Source organism: Ralstonia mannitolilytica, assembly GCF_000954135.1.
Lineage (GTDB): Bacteria > Pseudomonadota > Gammaproteobacteria > Burkholderiales > Burkholderiaceae > Ralstonia > Ralstonia mannitolilytica.
Genome location: NZ_CP010799.1, coordinates 1 through 16245 on the forward strand (window position 1 = coordinate 1; position 16245 = coordinate 16245).

Below are 16245 nucleotides of genomic sequence, written 5' to 3' on the forward strand. Positions count from 1 at the left end.
TTCAATCTGCTGTTTCGCTCTTTACGAGCGGTCGCTCACTCTCAGAATCTGACTTGAACTTTCGTTCAAACCTTACTTCTGTGCGAGCACTTCATAACTTGTAAGCTAACGAACTCGCGTTCGTCGCATCCGTCATCAAGCGCCCACACTTATCGGCTGTTTGCTTGTTAAAGAACTTCGCGATCAACTTTGTTTATCGCGTCGCTGCGTTGTCTGCAGCAGAGAAACGAGATTATGCAGAGCTTTTTCGTCGCTGTCAACAACTTGCTGAAGAAATTTTTTCGTTCAACTCGCCGCTAACCTCTTCGCGACATCCAGCCGGTCAACAACTTCAACCACCCGGAAACCCGCACCACTCCTACTTCTCCACCGCTTCACACGCCCCGCCGTCGCTTTCGTTTCGGCGCTGCGTCGTGCAGCGAGGGGCGAATATTAGGGGGGTTTCCGGAGCTTGGCAACACCTTTGTCGTGACGCGCTGATGACGCAGCCATGAAAAAAGCCCGCGAGCCCAGTCCAGAGCTTGGCTCGCGGGCTTTCCAGCCGCCCCAAAACCGCACCCAGCATACCCGAGACAGTTACTCGGGTATTCCCGAAGAGACGCTTCGCCGGCCCTGCTTATTGGTGCTTGAAGGCGGCCGCCCGTTTTTCGAGGAAGGCGCGCATGCCTTCTTTCTGGTCTTCCGTGGCGAACGTGGCATGGAACAGGCGGCGCTCCAGGTGCACGCCCTCGGTCAGCGTGGTCTCATAAGCCGCATTGATGGACTCCTTGATCATCATGACGGCGGGCAAGGAGAAGCCAGCGATGGTTTCCGCGGCCTGGATGGCTTCGTCGAGCAGCTTGTCGGCGGGAATGACGCGGGAGACCAGGCCGGCGCGCTCGGCCTCCTCGGCGCCCATCATGCGGGCCGTGAGGCACAGGTCCATGGCCTTGGCCTTGGATACGGCGCGCGGCAGGCGCTGCGTACCGCCTGCGCCCGGCATGGTGCCGAGCTTGATTTCGGGCTGGCCGAACTTGGCGGTGTCGGCGGCGAGGATGATGTCGCACATCATGGCGAGCTCGCAGCCGCCGCCCAGCGCGTAGCCGGCCACCGCGGCGATCACCGGCTTGCGGATGCGGCGGATGGTCTCCCAGTTGCGCGTGATGTATTCATTCCTATAGACGGTGGCGAAGTCGTAGTCGGCCATGGCGCCGATGTCCGCGCCGGCGGCGAACGCCTTTTCGCTGCCGGTGATGACGATGGCGCCGATGTTCGCGTCGGCATCGAAGGCGAGCAGCGCGGCGCCCAGTTCATCCATGAGCGCATCGTTGAGGGCGTTGAGCGCCTTCGGCCGGTTCAACGTAACAAGACCAACACGACCGCGCGTTTCGACCAGAATGTTTTCGTAGGACATGGAAGCTCCTGTTGGAATGGATGTAATATTAGCCGACCAACCGGTCGGTTAATCAATGAACCGATGACCGAGGAGGAGACAAGATCATGACGAGCCCCAGCATTCTGCTCGACTGGCATGAACACGTGGCCACGATCACGTTGAACCGGCCCGATCAGCTCAACAGCTTCACGGCCGCCATGCACGGCGAACTGCGTGACGCGCTGGACAAGGTCGAGCGCCAGAAGGCCCGCGCGCTGATCCTGACCGGGGCCGGACGCGGCTTCTGCGCGGGGCAGGATCTTTCCGAACTCAGTTTCACGCCCGGGCAGATGACCGACCTGGGCCAACTCATCGACGAGCAGTTCAACCCGCTGGTGCGCCGCCTGCGTGCCCTGCCCCTGCCGGTGATTGCCGCCGTGAACGGCGTCGCGGCCGGTGCGGGTGCGAACCTGGCGCTGGCCTGCGACATCGTGCTGGCGGCCGAGAATGCGTGCTTCCTGCAGGCATTCGTCAAGATCGGCCTGCTGCCGGATTCGGGCGGGACGTGGTTCCTGCCGCAGCGCATCGGGGTGGCGCGGGCGATGGGCCTGGCGATGCTGGGGGAAAAGCTCGACGCCAAGACGGCGCTGGCTTGGGGCCTCATCTGGGGCGTGTACCACGACGCCAGGATCCTCATGACCGAAGTGCACGCGATGGCCGAGCACCTTGCCAAGCAGCCGACCCGGGCGCTGGCCGCCATCAAGCGGGCCATGCACGCCGCGCCCACGCAATCGCTCGATGCGCAGCTGGACCTGGAGCGCGATCTGCAGCGGGAACTGGGCAGATCAAGGGACTACGCGGAGGGCGTCGACGCCTTCCTCAACAAGCGCGTGGCGCATTTCACCGGCGAATAAGGGATCAGCGTGACCGAGACTGCCCTCCAAGATGCGCAGGCGCTGGCCGAGGCCGCCTGCCGATCCATGTATGACGCCGATGCCTGCACCCGCTGGCTGGGCATGCGGCTGGAGGCCGTCGGGCCCGGCTACGCCCGCCTCTCGATGACGGTGCGGCCCGAGTTCCTCAACGGGCACCGCACCTGCCATGGCGGGCTGATCTTCACGCTGGCGGATTCCGCCTTTGCCTTTGCGTGCAACAGCCACAATCACAACACGGTGGCGGCGGGCTGCAGTGTGGAATTCCTGCGGCCCGCGCAGGGCGGGGACGTGCTGACCGCCGAGGCCGCCGAGCAGGTCCTGTCCGGCCGGCACGGGGTCTACGACGTGCGCGTGTCGAATCAGAACGACGAGGTGGTGGCCATGTTCCGCGGCAAGTCCGCGCAGATTCGCGGCCACGTCATTCCTGTTCCCGGCAGCCCGGAACCGTAGTCCGACGCGATAGAAGACCCCCGACACCGCACACCATCATTAGAGGACGCCCTAGAACCTGTTCACGATCCGTAGCGAGCGGCCCGACTCGGCCCGAGAGGCGCCACCGTGCATGGGTACGGTGCGCATCGCAGGGCCAAGATCGGGACGCGAAATACGATCTTAAGCAGGTTCGCACGACGGCGCCCCGGAGGAGACCTGCATGCGCCCCCGCTCGACCGACCTGCCTCTCGACCCGATCGAGACCGCCAGCCGCGACGCCGTCCAGGCACTGCAGCTGGAACGCCTGAAACGCAGCCTGGCTCACGCGTATGAAAACGTGCCCGCCTACCGGGCCAAGTTCGATGCGGCCGGCGTGCACCCGTCGGACCTGGGCTCCCTGTCCGATCTGGCCAAATTTCCATTCACCACCAAGAGCGATCTGCGCGAGAACTATCCGTTCGGCATGTTTGCGGTGCCGCAGGACCGGATTGCGCGCATCCACGCATCGTCGGGCACGACGGGCAAACCCACGGTGGTCGGCTACACGCTGGCCGATATCGAGACATGGGCCGGGCTGGTCGCGCGCTCGATCCGTGCGGCCGGGGCACGGCGCGGGGACAAGGTCCACGTCAGCTACGGCTACGGCCTCTTTACCGGCGGGCTGGGTGCGCACTACGGCGCCGAGCGCGCGGGTCTGACGGTGATTCCGTTCGGCGGCGGCCAGACCGAGCGGCAGGTGCAGCTCATCCGTGATTTCGAGCCGCAGATCATCATGGTGACGCCCAGCTACATGCTCGCGATCGCGGACGAATTCGAGCGCCAGGGCATGGACCCCGCCGCATCCAGCCTGCAGATCGGCATCTTCGGCGCCGAGCCCTGGACGCCCGAGATGCGCGCGGCCATCGAGGCCCGCATGGGGCTGTCGGCCGTGGACATCTACGGCCTGTCGGAAGTGATGGGCCCCGGCGTGGCAAGCGAATGCGCCGAAACCAAGGACGGCCCCACCATCTGGGAGGACCATTTCTACCCCGAGATCATCGACCCGAACACCGGCAACGTGCTGCCCGACGGCGAATTCGGCGAACTGGTCTTCACGTCGCTGACCAAGGAGGCGATGCCGGTGGTGCGCTACCGCACGCGCGACCTCACCCGCCTGCTGCCCGGCACCGCGCGGCCCGGCTTCCGTCGCATGGAAAAGATCACCGGCCGCTGCGACGACATGATGATCGTGCGCGGGGTGAACGTGTTCCCGTCACAGATCGAGGAATTGATCCTCAAGCACGCGGCGCTGTCCCCGCATTACCAATGCGTGCTCGGCAAGGAGGGGCCGCTGGATACGCTGACGGTGCGCATTGAGGCCGCCCTTGGCGCACCGGCCGACGCCGCCGCATCGGCGAGCCGCCAGCTGGCGCATGACATCAAGTCGCTGATCGGCGTGACTGCTGCGATCGAGATCCTGGCCACCGGTGGCATCGAGCGCTCCGTCGGCAAGGCGCGCCGCGTGGTCGACTTGCGGCGCGGATAGGTCGCGCCCTGGAACGGGCTCACGCTCCGTAGCGAACGCGCCTGATCGGCTCAGAAAGCACAGCGGTGCACCAACCAGTATGGCAAACACGCATTTGGCAAGTCGGAGCCAAGCGGGCCCCGCCGTAGGATCGTGAGCGAATTAACGGGCGGCGACGCCGACGCTGCCGCCTTTGGGTACCAGCACCCACAAGCGGCCGGCCTGCTTCATGCGCCCGGCCAGATCGCCGGCGGCGTCGCCGTGGCCGAAGTAATAGTCGGCACGCACAGCGCCGCGAATGGCCGAGCCCACGTCCTGCGCGAACACCAGCTTCTGGATCGGCTCGGCCGACAGCGGCTTGGTCGTCGACAGGAATACCGGCGAGCCCAGCGGGATGTACGTCGGGTCCACCGCAATCGAGCGCTCATCCGTGAGCGGCACACCCAGCTTGCCGATCGGGCCGGCGGTGTTGCCTGGCGTTTCGGCAAAGAACACGTAGCGCGGGTTGATGTTGAGCATCTCTTCCACGCGGGCGGGGTTGGCCCGCGCCCAGGCCTTGATGCCCTGCATGGTGGCCTGCTGAGGCGTGATCTCGCCCATGTCGAGCAGCCAGCGCGCGAAGGAGCGGAACGGCTGGTTGTTGGTGCCGCCCACGCCCAGGCGCATGATGCCGCCCTCTTCCAGCTGGACTTGTCCGGAACCCTGGATCTGCAGGAACGCGGCCTCCACCGGGTCATCCACCCAGACGATTTCCTGGCCTTGCAGCGCCGGGCTGCGGATCAGTTGCGCGCGCGCCGGCAGCGTCTTGCCGCGCCACGCGGCGGGCATGCGATACAGCGGCGTCTGGTACGGCCCGTGCCGATAGCGCGAGCCGCGCAGCAGGGGTTCGTAGTAGCCGGTGATCAGACCGCTGTCGGTGCCGTCGTCCTTCACCACGCGATACGGCGTGAAATTCTCCTCAAAGAAGACACGCATGGCGATCGGGTCGCCAGCGTCGACCATCAAGCCGGCGGAACAGACGCGCGCCCAGTCGGCGCGGCGCTTCATCGCCTGGCAGTTGGATTGCAGCGCCGGCCAGGCGGTGGCGAGATCGTCGGCGGTCCAGCCCGCCACGTCGGCCCAGGTGGCGGGCGCCAGATGGCCGCCCAGCGTCCCGGTGGGGGCCTGCGGCGTTTCGACGCGCGGCGGCGGGCCGCTGGTGCACGCCGCCAGCAGGGCGGCAACGAGCGTGGCGGCCAGGCCGGCCCATCGGCGCGAAGCCGTGCCACGGGCAGGCGTCAATACGTCGGGAGTTGCTGCTGTCATGCCTGTTCCATCCTGTCCGGCGAGGCGGCGGGCTTGGCTACAATGCCCCGCATCCGCGCACGCACCCCGCCGTCGATCATGAGCGAATTCTTTGAAAACCATCCGATGATGCTGTTCGGCCTGGAGGCCGGTGTGGCGCTGTTCCTGCTGATCTTCATCGTGGTCTGGACGATGTCGGGCGCCAAGAAGCACCCTCGCCCGCTGCGTGCGCCCCCCGAGCATCCGTCGCGCCAGGGCTCGGGCTCCAGTCCTTCGGAATCGACCGACGCCAAGCCGGAAGATTCGCAGCCGCCCAAGGCTTCAGCGTAATCAGTGCAGCATGCGCGGCATTGCCAGCGCAAACTCGGGGATCGGCGCCTCGAAGCGGTGGCCGTCCTCGGCCACGCAGAAGTATTCGCCGCGCATCGTCCCAACGGGTGTGTTGATGGTCGCCCAGCTCGTGTATTCGAACGATTCGCCCGGCGGCAGCAGCGGCTGGTGACCGACCACGCCCAGACCGCTGACCTCCTGCACACGGTTATCGGCGTCGGTGATCACCCAGTGGCGCGAGATCAGCTGGCTCGGCACGTCGCCGGTGTTGCGGATGGTGATGGTGTAGGCAAAAGCGTAGTTGCCCTGCTCCGGCTCGGATTGCTCCGGCAGATAGCGCGTCCGGACCTGGACGGTGAGTTCGTAGCTCGGCATGTCGATCCACAATCAGAATTGGCGCCCATTGTGGGGCATGGCCGGACCAGCGGCAAGGCGCGGCCGGGCCACTGAACCCGGCTAAAATGGCGGCCTTCTTCCTGCATCCGCGTTCAATCAGCGCTCCATCATGCCTGTCGCCATCGACCCGTCCGGTTTCCGCATCGCTCCGTCCATCCTGTCCGCCGACTTTGCCCGCCTGGGCGAAGAAGTGCGCCGCGTGCTCGAATCGGGCGCCGACTGGATCCACTTCGATGTGATGGACAACCACTACGTGCCGAACCTGACCGTCGGCCCGCTCGTGTGCGAGGCCATCCGGCCGCACGCACAAAAGGATGGCAAGCCGGTGCCGATCGACGTGCACCTCATGGTGCGCCCGGTCGATCGCATCATCCCCGACTTTGCCAAGGCCGGCGCCGACCTGATCACGTTTCACCCGGAAGCGTCCGAGCACATCGACCGCTCGCTGGCGCTGATCCGCGACAACGGCTGCAAGGCCGGCCTCGTCTTCAACCCGGCCACGCCGCTGCATTACCTGGATCACGTGATGGACCGCCTGGACATGGTGCTGATCATGTCGGTCAACCCCGGCTTTGGCGGCCAGTCGTTCATTCCCGAGGCGCTGAACAAGCTGCGCGCCGTGCGCCAGAAGCTCGATGCGTACCAGGAAAAGAGCGGCCGCAAGATCCTGCTGGAGATCGACGGCGGCGTGAAGGCCGACAACATCGCCGAGATCGCCCAGGCCGGCGCCGACACATTCGTGGCCGGTTCGGCCGTCTTCGGCAAGCCCGATGCGGACGGCGGCTACCGCGGCACGGTCGGCGCACTGCGCCAGGCGCTGGCGGGCGTGGGGGCCTGATGCACAGGCCCGTGCGCGCCGTCATCGTCGACCTGGACGGCACGATGGTCGACACGGCCGGCGACTTCCACGCCGCCATCAACGCCATGCTTGAGGCGCTCGGCGCCACGCCGGACATGCCGGTGGAGGAAGTCGTCAGCTACGTCGGCAAGGGTTCGGAGAACCTCGTGCGGCGTGTGCTCGACGCGCGCCTGCCGCCGGCCCAGGCCAACAGCCGCTTCGCCGAGGCGCTGGATGCCTACCAGCGCGCGTACATCGCCATCAACGGCCAGTACGTGCGCGTCTATGACGGCGTGCGTGAAGGGCTGGCGGCACTGCGCGACATGGGCCTCGCCCTGGCATGCGTGACGAACAAGCCACGCGACTTCACGCAACCGCTGCTGGCGCAGCTCAGCCTGGACACCTATTTCGACCTCGTCTACCCGGGCGACGCCTTCGCCTACCGCAAGCCCGATCCGTACCCCATGCTGCGTGTGGCGGAGGCCTTCGGCGTGAATCCGACCGAAGTGGTGGCGATCGGCGACTCGGAAAACGACGCCCGCGCGGCCCGCGCCGCCGGCATGCGCGTGCTGGCAGTGCCGTATGGCTACAACCACGGCCAGCCTATACAGCACGCCGGAGCCGATGCTATAGTCGACACACTTTTTGCGGCAGCCGAGTGGATCCGGCCCCATGCGGAACCCCACAACGCCGTCTCTGCCGCTTCCAACTGACGATCCATGTTCCTGAATCGCAAACGCATCTTCGCTCGTGGTGACCGGGGGGCCTGGCCCTGGCGACCCTGGCACGCCCTCGCTCGGGCGTAAGCGTTTGACCGGCTGCTGATCGTTCTTCCCCCGGTTTCGGCGTACCCTGCCAGAACCACCTCTGTATCTCCTGCCCCAAACGCTGACCGCCCGCCGGTCTTCCGTTGACTGCCCTGTCGGCTTGCGGATGGCCCTTGCGGGATCGCATGGTGTTTCGCGTTCCCATCCCTCATGTTCTGCTAACGTTCCGACGGCACAACGCGCTTTGCCGTGGAGCGAACGCATGCCGGTGCGGGCAATAGCACCTGTCGGCGAATCGATCTGACCGCTCATGACCGAACTCGAATTCAAATCGCTGGCCGACCAGGGCTACAACCGCATCCCGCTGATTGCCGAGGCACTGGCCGATCTGGAGACGCCGCTGTCGCTGTATCTGAAGCTGGCGCAATCGCACGACCGTGGCACCAACACCTTCCTGCTGGAGTCGGTGGTGGGTGGCGAGCGCTTCGGGCGCTACTCCTTCATCGGCCTGCATGCGCGCACGCTGCTGCGCGTGAAGGGCAACCGCACGGAAGTCGTGACCGACGGCAAGGTCGTCGAGACGCACGAGGGCAACCCGCTGGACTTCATCGCCGCCTTCGAGCGTCGCCAGAAGGTGGCGCTGCGCCCGGGCCTGCCGCGCTTCTGCGGCGGCCTGGCCGGCTATTTCGGCTACGACGCCGTGCGCTTCATCGAGCCCCGCCTGGCTGAAACCGCCCCGCCCGACGATCTGCAGCTGCCCGACATCCAGCTCATGCTCTGCGAAGAGCTGGCCGTGATCGACAACCTGTCCGGCAAGCTCTACCTGATCGTCTACGCCGATCCGTCGAAGCCCGAGGCGTATTCGCACGCCAAGCAGCGCCTGCGCGCCCTACGCACCAAGCTGCACCAGCCGGTGGATGTGCCGGTGACATCGCCGTCGGTGCGCACCGACACCATCCGCGAGTTCGACAAGGCGGACTACATCACCGCCGTGCTCAAGGCCAAGGAATACATCGCTGCCGGCGACATGATGCAGGTGCAGATCGGCCAGCGCCTGGTCAAGCCGTTCCGCGATGCACCGCTGTCGCTGTACCGCGCGCTGCGTTCGCTGAACCCGTCGCCGTACATGTACTTCTACAACTTCGGCGACATGCAGATCGTCGGCGCATCGCCGGAAATCCTAGTGCGCCAGGAAGAGCGCCGCATCCCGGCATCCACCAACGGCAACGGCGCCGACGAATTCGCCCGCATCGTGACGATCCGCCCGCTGGCCGGCACGCGCCCGCGCGGCAACACGCCCGAGCGCGACGCAGAACTCGCCACCGAGCTGCTCAACGACCCGAAGGAAATCGCCGAACACGTCATGCTGATCGACCTGGCGCGCAACGACATCGGCCGCATTGCCGAGATCGGCTCGGTCAAGGTGACGGACCAGATGGTCATCGAGAAGTATTCGCACGTGCAGCACATCGTCAGCTCCGTAGAGGGCCGCCTGAAACCGGGCATGACGAACATGGACGTGCTGCGCGCGACCTTCCCCGCGGGCACGCTGTCGGGCGCGCCCAAGGTGCGCGCGATGGAGATCATCGACGAGCTGGAGCCGGTCAAGCGCGGCATCTACGGCGGCGCGGTGGGCTATCTCTCGTTCTCGGGCGAGATGGATCTGGCAATCGCCATCCGCACCGGCATCATCAAGGACGGCAATCTCTATGTGCAGGCCGCCGCCGGCGTGGTGGCCGATTCGGACCCGGATGCCGAATGGAGGGAGACCGAACACAAGGCGCGCGCCGTGCTGCGTGCGGCCGAGCAAGTGCAAGACGGCCTCGACGCCGATTTCTGAGGTTAAGGAGACCACCATGCTGCTGATGCTCGATAACTACGACTCCTTTACCTACAACATCGTCCAGTACTTCGGCGAACTCGGCCAGGATGTGCGCACGGTGCGCAACGACGAGATCACGATCGAAGAGATCGAAAAGCTGAATCCGGAGCGCATCTGCCTGTCGCCCGGCCCGTGCACGCCGACGGAAGCCGGCATCCTGGTTCCGGCGCTCAAGCACTTTGCGGGGCGCGTGCCCATCCTGGGCGTGTGCCTTGGACACCAGGCGATTGCCGATGCGTTTGGCGGCCGCGTGATCCGCGCGCAGAAAGTGATGCACGGCAAGGTCAGCACCATCGAAAACACCGGCGTGGGCGTGTTCGCCAACCTGCCGCGGCATTTCAAGGTGACGCGCTATCACTCGCTTGCCATTGAGCGCGAAACGCTGCCCGACTGCCTGGAAATTACCGCCTGGACCGAAGACGGCGAAATCATGGGCGTGCGCCACAAGACGCTGCCGGTGGAGGGTGTGCAGTTCCACCCGGAGTCGATCCTGTCGGAACACGGCCACGCGCTGCTCGCCAATTTCCTGAAGGAACGCGTCTGATGCGCCGCGCATGCGCGATCGCGGTCGCGATGATGGCGAGCCTTCCGGCGATGGCCGGTACGCTGGAAGCCTGCCGCGCCGCCCAGCCCGAGGCCGGCGACGTGTCGCGCTGCGTGCAGGCTGCCCGCAAGGCGGCCCTGGCGGAACTGGCCTCCGCCGAATCGGCACGCCGCACCGCGCTGCGCGCCGGCATCGCCGCCAACAACGGCACGGACAAAGGCGCCGCCATGGCGTTCGACCGCACCGTGCGCGCCCACCAGCTCTACCGGCAGGCCGAATGCGACCTGCACCGCCGCCTGGCCCGCAATACCACCGATGCCGACCTGGCTGAAGCCGCATGCGAGGCCGACCTCTTGCGCGAGCGCATCGGCGCCTTGCGCCAAGCTGTGCCGGCAACCCCGGCCCCGGCGTCCCCCAACTGAATCCCGAACGACCATGCCCATCACCCCGCAAGAAGCGCTCGTCCGCTGCATCGAACACCGCGAAATCTTCCACGACGAAATGCTGCACCTGATGCGGCTGATCATGCGCGGCGAGATGTCGCCCGTCATGGCCGCCGCGCTCACCATGGGGCTGCGCGTCAAGAAGGAAACCATCGGCGAGATCGCGGCCGCCGCCACCGTCATGCGCGAATTCGCCACCAAGGTCGAGGTGCCCGCTGAGGTGTCCGACCACTTTGTCGACATCGTGGGCACGGGCGGCGACGGCGCCAACACGTTCAACATCTCCACCGCCTCGATGTTCGTGGCAGCGGCGGCCGGTGCGCGCATCGCCAAGCACGGCGGACGCGGCGTCAGCTCCAAATCGGGCAGCGCGGATGTGCTCGAGGCGCTGGGCGTGAACATCATGCTCACGCCCGAGCAGGTGGCCGAGTCGATCGAGACGGTCGGCATCGGCTTCATGTTCGCGCCCAACCACCACCCGGCCATGAAGAACGTCGCCCCGATCCGCAAGGAACTGGGCGTGCGCACGATCTTCAACATCCTGGGGCCGCTGACCAACCCCGCCGGCGCGCCGAACATCCTGATGGGCGTGTTCCACCCTGACCTGGTCGGTATTCAGGTGCGCGTCATGCAGCGCCTCGGTGCAAAGCACGCCGTGGTGGTCTACGGCAAGGACGGCATGGACGAAGTGTCGCTGGGCGCCGCCACGCTGGTCGGGGAACTGAAAGACGGCGTGGTCACCGAATACGAAATCCACCCGGAGGACTTTGGGCTGCAGATGGTGTCGAACCGCAACCTGAAGGTGGCCGATGCGGAAGAATCCAAAGCCATGCTGATCGACGCGCTGGAAAACAAGCCGGGCACGCCGCGCGAGATCGTCTCGCTCAATGCGGGTGCGGCGCTGTATGCCGCCAACATTGCCGGCTCCATCGGCGACGGCATGAAGCTTGCGCGCGAGGCCATCGCCAGCGGCGCGGCGCGTGCCAAGCTCGACGAGCTCGTGCGCGTGAGCAACCAGTTCAAAGCCTAAGCCTGTTCACCATGTCCGACATCCTGAACAAGATCCTGGCCGTGAAGGCCGAAGAAGTCGCCGCCGCGCGCAAGCATCGTGACCTGGCCAGCGTGCGCGCCGAGGCCGAAGCCAACCGCAGCGACAGCGCCCTCGGCCCGCGCGGCTTTGCCACGGTCATCCGCGAGAAGATCGCCGCCGGCCACGCCGCCGTCATCGCCGAGGTGAAGAAGGCCTCGCCGTCCAAGGGCGTGCTGCGCCCGGACTTCAACCCTGCCGACATCGCCCGCAGCTATGCGGAGCACGGCGCCGCGTGCCTATCGGTGCTCACCGACGAGCAGTTCTTCCAGGGCCACGCCGATTACCTGCGCGAGGCGCGCGCGTCCTGTGCGCTGCCGGTGCTGCGCAAGGACTTCATGGTCGACTTGTACCAGGTGTACGAAGCGCGCTCGTGGGGCGCGGACTGCATCCTGCTGATCGTTGCCGCACTGGACCAGGGGCTGATGGTCGAACTCGAAGCGTGCGCGCTCGAACTGGGCCTCGACGTGCTGGTGGAGGTGCACGACGGCCACGAGCTGGACCGCGCGCTGCGCCTGCAGACCCCGCTGGTCGGCGTGAACAACCGCAACCTGCGCACGTTCGAAACCTCGCTCGACACCACGCTTGGCCTGCTCAAGCACATGCCGGATGACCGCATCGTCGTGACCGAATCGGGCATCCTCACGCCTGACGACGTGCGCAAGATGCGCGCCGCCGCCGTCAACGCCTTCCTCGTCGGTGAGGCATTCATGCGCGCCGACGACCCGGGCGCCGAACTTGCCCGCCTGTTTGCCTGATCGATGGCCCGTGAAATCGAACTGAAGCTGTCCGTGCCGGCGGGCGCGCACGATGCGCTGGTGGGCTGGCTGGATGCGAACGCCAAGGCGTCAGGCTCCGTGGAGTTGGCAAACGTCTATTACGACACGCCCGACCAGACCCTCGCGCGCAACCGCGCCGCGCTGCGCGTGCGCCGCCAAGGCAACCAGTGGCTGCAGACACTCAAGACCGCAGCAGTAAGTACGGCGGGATTGAGCGCCCGGCATGAATGGGAAGTGCCGCTGCAAAGCGATGCGCTGTCGGTCGATGCCTTCGTGACGCACGACGCCGCCGAAGCCGCCGACTATGTCCGGCCCCATGCCGCCGCACTCGCCCCGCTGTTCCGCACCGACTTCACGCGCCGCCTGTGGCGCGCGGCAGTGGAGGACGGCGAGATCGAGATTGCGCTGGACGCCGGCGCCATCCTCATCCCCGGCACCCAGGCACGCGAGCCGATCGACGAACTGGAACTGGAGTGGAAGCCGGCCGCCGGCACCACGCTCGGCGAAGAGGCGATCGCCCAGCGCCTGCACGCATGGACGCGCACGCTGCGCGCCGCAGTGCCGGGCCTCACGCCGCTCGACATCAGCAAGGCGCAGCGCGGCTACCACTTGCGTGCAAAGACCATCGAGGGCCAGGCATGACGCGACGCGCCCATCCCGCGCAAGCCGCCCTCTTCGATGAGCCCGCTGCGGACACGGCTGCCGTGGGCTTCACCCCGCTGGCCCGGCAGTTCGATGCCCTCCCCGCCGACTGGAAGGCGCTGCTCACGCCGTGCATCGCGCAGACCAACTGGCCGGGGCTTTGCGCTTTCGTCGACGGGGAGCGCGCGTCGGGCAAACCGATCTTCCCGACCGAGGTTTTCCGCGCGCTGCATCTGACGTCGGTGGACGATGTGCGCGTCGTCATCCTGGGTCAGGACCCGTATCACGGCACCGGCACGGTCGATGGCCGCGAGATTCCGCAGGCGCACGGCCTGGCCTTTTCGGTACCCGCCGGCGTGCGCGTGCCGCCGAGCCTGCGCAACATCTACAAGGAAATCGAAGCGGAATACGGCTGCAAGCTGCCAGGCACGTCGGGCAACCTCGAGGGCTGGGCGCGGCAAGGCGTGCTGCTGCTGAACACCGTGCTCACGGTCGAGCAAGGTCAGGCCGCCAGTCACGCCAAGCGCGGCTGGGAACGCATCACCGATTGCCTGCTGGAACAACTCGCGCGCGTCGGCCACAAGCGCGTGTTCATGCTGTGGGGCAGCCACGCGCAGGCCAAGCGCGCGCTGCTGCCGGACGGGCACCTGGTGCTGGAAGCGCCGCATCCGTCGCCGCTGTCGGCGCATCGCGGGTTCTTGGGGTGCGGGCATTTCAAGCGGGCGAATGAATGGCTCGCGGCACAGGGCCAACCCGCGATTGACTGGCTGAAGCCCCAGGCAGCCTGAGGGCGCGCCCCGCCTAGTCGCGGGCGACCCGCAACGCGCGACCCAGCGCCCCACACCGCAGCGCGATCTTCGCCGTATCGGCGCGCAGCGCCTGCAGGCGCCGCTCCAGCAAGTGCGCGGCCGACAGCGACTCGGACTGCGTGGCCGCCTCCACCATGCGGGAGCGCGCCGACTTGTCGGCGAAATCGGCAGCGCCGAGTTCCTGCGTATCTCGCGGGCGCACGCCCCAGCCGCCTTCGTGCACGGCCTGGTCGAAGCGCTCCTTGGCGCGGGCGAGGCTTTCGAGCGCCGCCTCGGCGGTCTGCTCGACGAGGGCGCGCGTGTCGGCTTCGTCGAGCTCCTGCGCGCGCTGGCGCACGAGGATGCGCACCGCCGCCACATGCGCCGCCACCAGGTAGTTCTGCACGATGAAGCGGTTCAGGTTGTCGACGGCGCGGTGGCGGCTCTTGGGCTCGTCGAGCATGCGGGCGAAGGCCGAGATCAGCCCCGTGAGCGATTCCATGTACTGCTTGCGCTGCACGCGATACGCAAAGTCGTCCTTGAGCGTGCCGAGCAGCAGATCGCGCGCGGCCTCGATGAAGCGGCGGTTGGTGCGCAGCACGTCGTCCACCAGCTTGGGCAGGTTGCGATATTCCCAGCTGGGCAGCACGTAACTGAAGACGGTGGCGATGGCCGCGCCGATCAGCGTGTCGACCAGGCGCTCGCCGATCGCGCCCTTGCTGCCCGGCAGCAGCAGGTTGATCTGGATGAGCACCTGCACGCACGCCGCAATGGCGGTATAGCGGTAGCGCACGGTGACGAACGCCGCACTGGCCGCCGTCGACAGGTACAGCACGCTCATCAGGATCCACGTCGAATGGGTGAACCGCAGGATCACCGCAGCGATCACGCAGCCGATGAGCGTACCCAGCACGCGGTCGACGTTGCGCTGACGCGTCATGCTGAAGGTCGGCTTGAGGATCACAACGATGGTCAGCAAGACCCAGTAGCCGTGCGAGCTGTACGGCAGGCGGTCGGCAATCCACAGCCCGGCCGCCACGGCCATGGAAATGCGCAGCGCAAAGCGCAGCACCGGCGAGCGCCATGTCAGCTCCTCCAGCACCAGCCGCAGTTCGTACTTCTGGCGCGTGAGGAACGGCGTCATGTCGGGGCGCAGCAGCACCTGCGACAACTCGACCGGCGTGGCGGTTGCAGCATGCAGCTGCGCCATGAGGCGGATCGCGCCCTGCACGGTCGCCACCGATTCTTCCAGCGCGGCAATCGCCTCGATCGGCACACCGTGGTGGTTGCGCTGCAGTTCGTGCAACGCCGCCTCGATGGCGGCCATCTCCTGTTCGTAGGACATCGGCGTGGGCGACGGCCGGTCGCGGCCAACAGCATAGGCCACGCCTTCGATGTCCATGCGCATGCGCTCGATCACGTCGCGCAGCAGCCGCATCACCTCGGCGTCGGCCAGCCACTGGCGCAGCACGGGGTAATCGGTGTTGGACGACAGCAGGTACTCGTAGAGATCGAGCATCCGCATGTGGATCTGCACGAGACGCCCGTCGCTGGCGGTGCGGTTGTCGCGGAAAACAAAGTCGCGCGCCACCTGCTGCTTGTCAGCCACCGAAATCTGCTGGCGCACGAGCGCGTTGAACTGCTCGTCGAAATCCTTGGCGGCATCGTAGAAACCGGCCTTGCGCTCCACGTAGACGGCCAGTTCATACAGGCATTCGGCCAGCACCTGCTCCTTGATGCGGCGCCGCTGCACCCACGCGACCACCAGGGCGAACGCCATGTAGCCGCTGGCCCCGAGGAAGAACTGCAGCGTGTGCTCGACCGCCTCCCGAAAGGCGAACTCCTCGGTGAAGGTCAGCGTCATGACGAACAGCGCCGCAAACTGCAGCGGCATCGTCTTGTTGCCGTACGCCACCATCAGCCCGGCCAAAAAGGCCACCGCCACGATCACCACGGGCAGCACCGCGTACGGCGTGGCCACCGCCACGATGAACGTGACTGCGGTGGTCAGCAGCACGCACGCCATCATCTCGTTGAACTTGTGCCGCAGCGGGCTGGGCAGGTCCATGAGACTCGTGCACAACGCCCCGATGGAGACGACCATCGCGCCCTGCAGGTCCATCATCAGCAGCGCGAGCAGCGTCAGGCCGATCACGCCCGTGGCCGTGCGAATGCCGCGTGAAACGTAATGGCTGTAAAGAAACGTGCGTGGATCGTGGACGTAGTCCATTGGGCTGCGC

Annotated in this window: 17 protein-coding genes; 13 read left to right on the forward strand and 4 right to left on the reverse strand. The window is 66.5% G+C overall.

Going from position 1 to position 16245, the window contains the following annotated elements:
* Window positions 1–616: 616 nt before the first annotated feature.
* Window positions 617–1393 (reverse strand): enoyl-CoA hydratase, encoded by a 777-nt coding sequence (locus tag TK49_RS00005; protein ID WP_045784930.1) that lies wholly within the window; start codon window positions 1391–1393, stop codon window positions 617–619.
* Window positions 1394–1479: 86 nt separating this feature from the next.
* Between TK49_RS00005 and paaG the strand changes: the two genes are divergently transcribed.
* The 3 genes from paaG to paaK all read left to right on the forward strand — a co-directional run bounded on the left by paaG (window position 1480) and on the right by paaK (window position 4246).
* Window positions 1480–2268: a 2-(1,2-epoxy-1,2-dihydrophenyl)acetyl-CoA isomerase PaaG gene (gene paaG / locus TK49_RS00010; RefSeq protein WP_045784931.1), complete on the forward strand. Its 789-nt coding sequence runs from the start codon at window positions 1480–1482 to the stop codon at window positions 2266–2268.
* 3 nt (window positions 2269–2271) lie between these two features.
* Window positions 2272–2739, forward strand: coding sequence for a hydroxyphenylacetyl-CoA thioesterase PaaI (gene paaI / locus TK49_RS00015; RefSeq protein WP_226946993.1), 468 nt, complete (start codon window positions 2272–2274; stop codon window positions 2737–2739).
* Between the two features lie 202 nt (window positions 2740–2941).
* Window positions 2942–4246: a phenylacetate--CoA ligase PaaK gene (paaK, locus tag TK49_RS00020; RefSeq protein WP_045784933.1), complete on the forward strand. Its 1305-nt coding sequence runs from the start codon at window positions 2942–2944 to the stop codon at window positions 4244–4246.
* Between the two features lie 141 nt (window positions 4247–4387).
* Here the strand turns inward: paaK and mltA are convergent, their stop codons facing one another.
* The gene (mltA, locus tag TK49_RS00025) at window positions 4388–5530 is read right to left on the reverse strand and encodes a murein transglycosylase A (RefSeq protein ID WP_045784934.1); all 1143 of its coding nucleotides are present in this window, start codon (window positions 5528–5530) and stop codon (window positions 4388–4390) included.
* A 78-nt stretch (window positions 5531–5608) separates the two neighbouring features.
* Here mltA and TK49_RS00030 point away from each other — a divergent pair, with 78 nt between their 5' ends.
* On the forward strand, window positions 5609–5839 hold the full coding sequence (locus TK49_RS00030) for a hypothetical protein (RefSeq protein WP_045787670.1): 231 nt from the start codon (window positions 5609–5611) through the stop codon (window positions 5837–5839).
* On the opposite strand, the gene apaG is transcribed toward TK49_RS00030, so the two are convergent.
* Window positions 5840–6214, reverse strand: coding sequence for a Co2+/Mg2+ efflux protein ApaG (gene apaG / locus TK49_RS00035; protein WP_045787671.1), 375 nt, complete (start codon window positions 6212–6214; stop codon window positions 5840–5842). It abuts the gene before it with no gap.
* Window positions 6215–6344: 130 nt separating this feature from the next.
* On the opposite strand from apaG, the gene rpe reads away from it, so the two are divergent.
* From rpe to TK49_RS00080, 9 genes are all read left to right on the forward strand, one after another.
* Complete coding sequence (gene rpe / locus TK49_RS00040; RefSeq protein WP_045784935.1) at window positions 6345–7073, forward strand: ribulose-phosphate 3-epimerase; 729 nt, start codon at window positions 6345–6347, stop codon at window positions 7071–7073.
* The gene (locus TK49_RS00045) at window positions 7073–7786 is read left to right on the forward strand and encodes a phosphoglycolate phosphatase (protein ID WP_045784936.1); all 714 of its coding nucleotides are present in this window, start codon (window positions 7073–7075) and stop codon (window positions 7784–7786) included. The genes rpe and TK49_RS00045 overlap by 1 nt, the downstream gene beginning before the upstream one ends.
* A 364-nt stretch (window positions 7787–8150) precedes the next feature.
* On the forward strand, window positions 8151–9680 hold the full coding sequence (trpE, locus tag TK49_RS00050; RefSeq protein WP_045784937.1) for an anthranilate synthase component I: 1530 nt from the start codon (window positions 8151–8153) through the stop codon (window positions 9678–9680).
* Between the two features lie 16 nt (window positions 9681–9696).
* On the forward strand, window positions 9697–10266 hold the full coding sequence (locus TK49_RS00055; RefSeq protein WP_045784938.1) for an aminodeoxychorismate/anthranilate synthase component II: 570 nt from the start codon (window positions 9697–9699) through the stop codon (window positions 10264–10266).
* Window positions 10263–10688, forward strand: coding sequence for a lysozyme inhibitor LprI family protein (locus TK49_RS00060; protein WP_394372256.1), 426 nt, complete (start codon window positions 10263–10265; stop codon window positions 10686–10688). Before TK49_RS00055 ends, TK49_RS00060 begins: the two co-directional genes overlap by 4 nt.
* Before the next feature lie 13 nt (window positions 10689–10701).
* Entirely contained in the window at window positions 10702–11739 is a 1038-nt protein-coding gene (gene trpD / locus TK49_RS00065; protein ID WP_045784940.1) for an anthranilate phosphoribosyltransferase, read from the forward strand.
* An 11-nt stretch (window positions 11740–11750) separates the two neighbouring features.
* Window positions 11751–12554: an indole-3-glycerol phosphate synthase TrpC gene (gene trpC / locus TK49_RS00070; protein ID WP_045784941.1), complete on the forward strand. Its 804-nt coding sequence runs from the start codon at window positions 11751–11753 to the stop codon at window positions 12552–12554.
* Window positions 12555–12557: 3 nt separating this feature from the next.
* Window positions 12558–13217, forward strand: coding sequence for a CYTH domain-containing protein (locus TK49_RS00075; RefSeq protein ID WP_045784942.1), 660 nt, complete (start codon window positions 12558–12560; stop codon window positions 13215–13217).
* Window positions 13214–14005, forward strand: a complete 792-nt coding sequence (locus TK49_RS00080) for a uracil-DNA glycosylase (protein ID WP_045784943.1) — start codon at window positions 13214–13216, stop codon at window positions 14003–14005. The genes TK49_RS00075 and TK49_RS00080 overlap by 4 nt, the downstream gene beginning before the upstream one ends.
* A gap of 13 nt (window positions 14006–14018) precedes the next feature.
* Here TK49_RS00080 and TK49_RS00085 read toward each other — a convergent pair whose 3' ends face one another.
* Window positions 14019–16235, reverse strand: coding sequence for an FUSC family protein (locus TK49_RS00085; protein WP_045784944.1), 2217 nt, complete (start codon window positions 16233–16235; stop codon window positions 14019–14021).
* Window positions 16236–16245 lie beyond the last annotated feature (10 nt).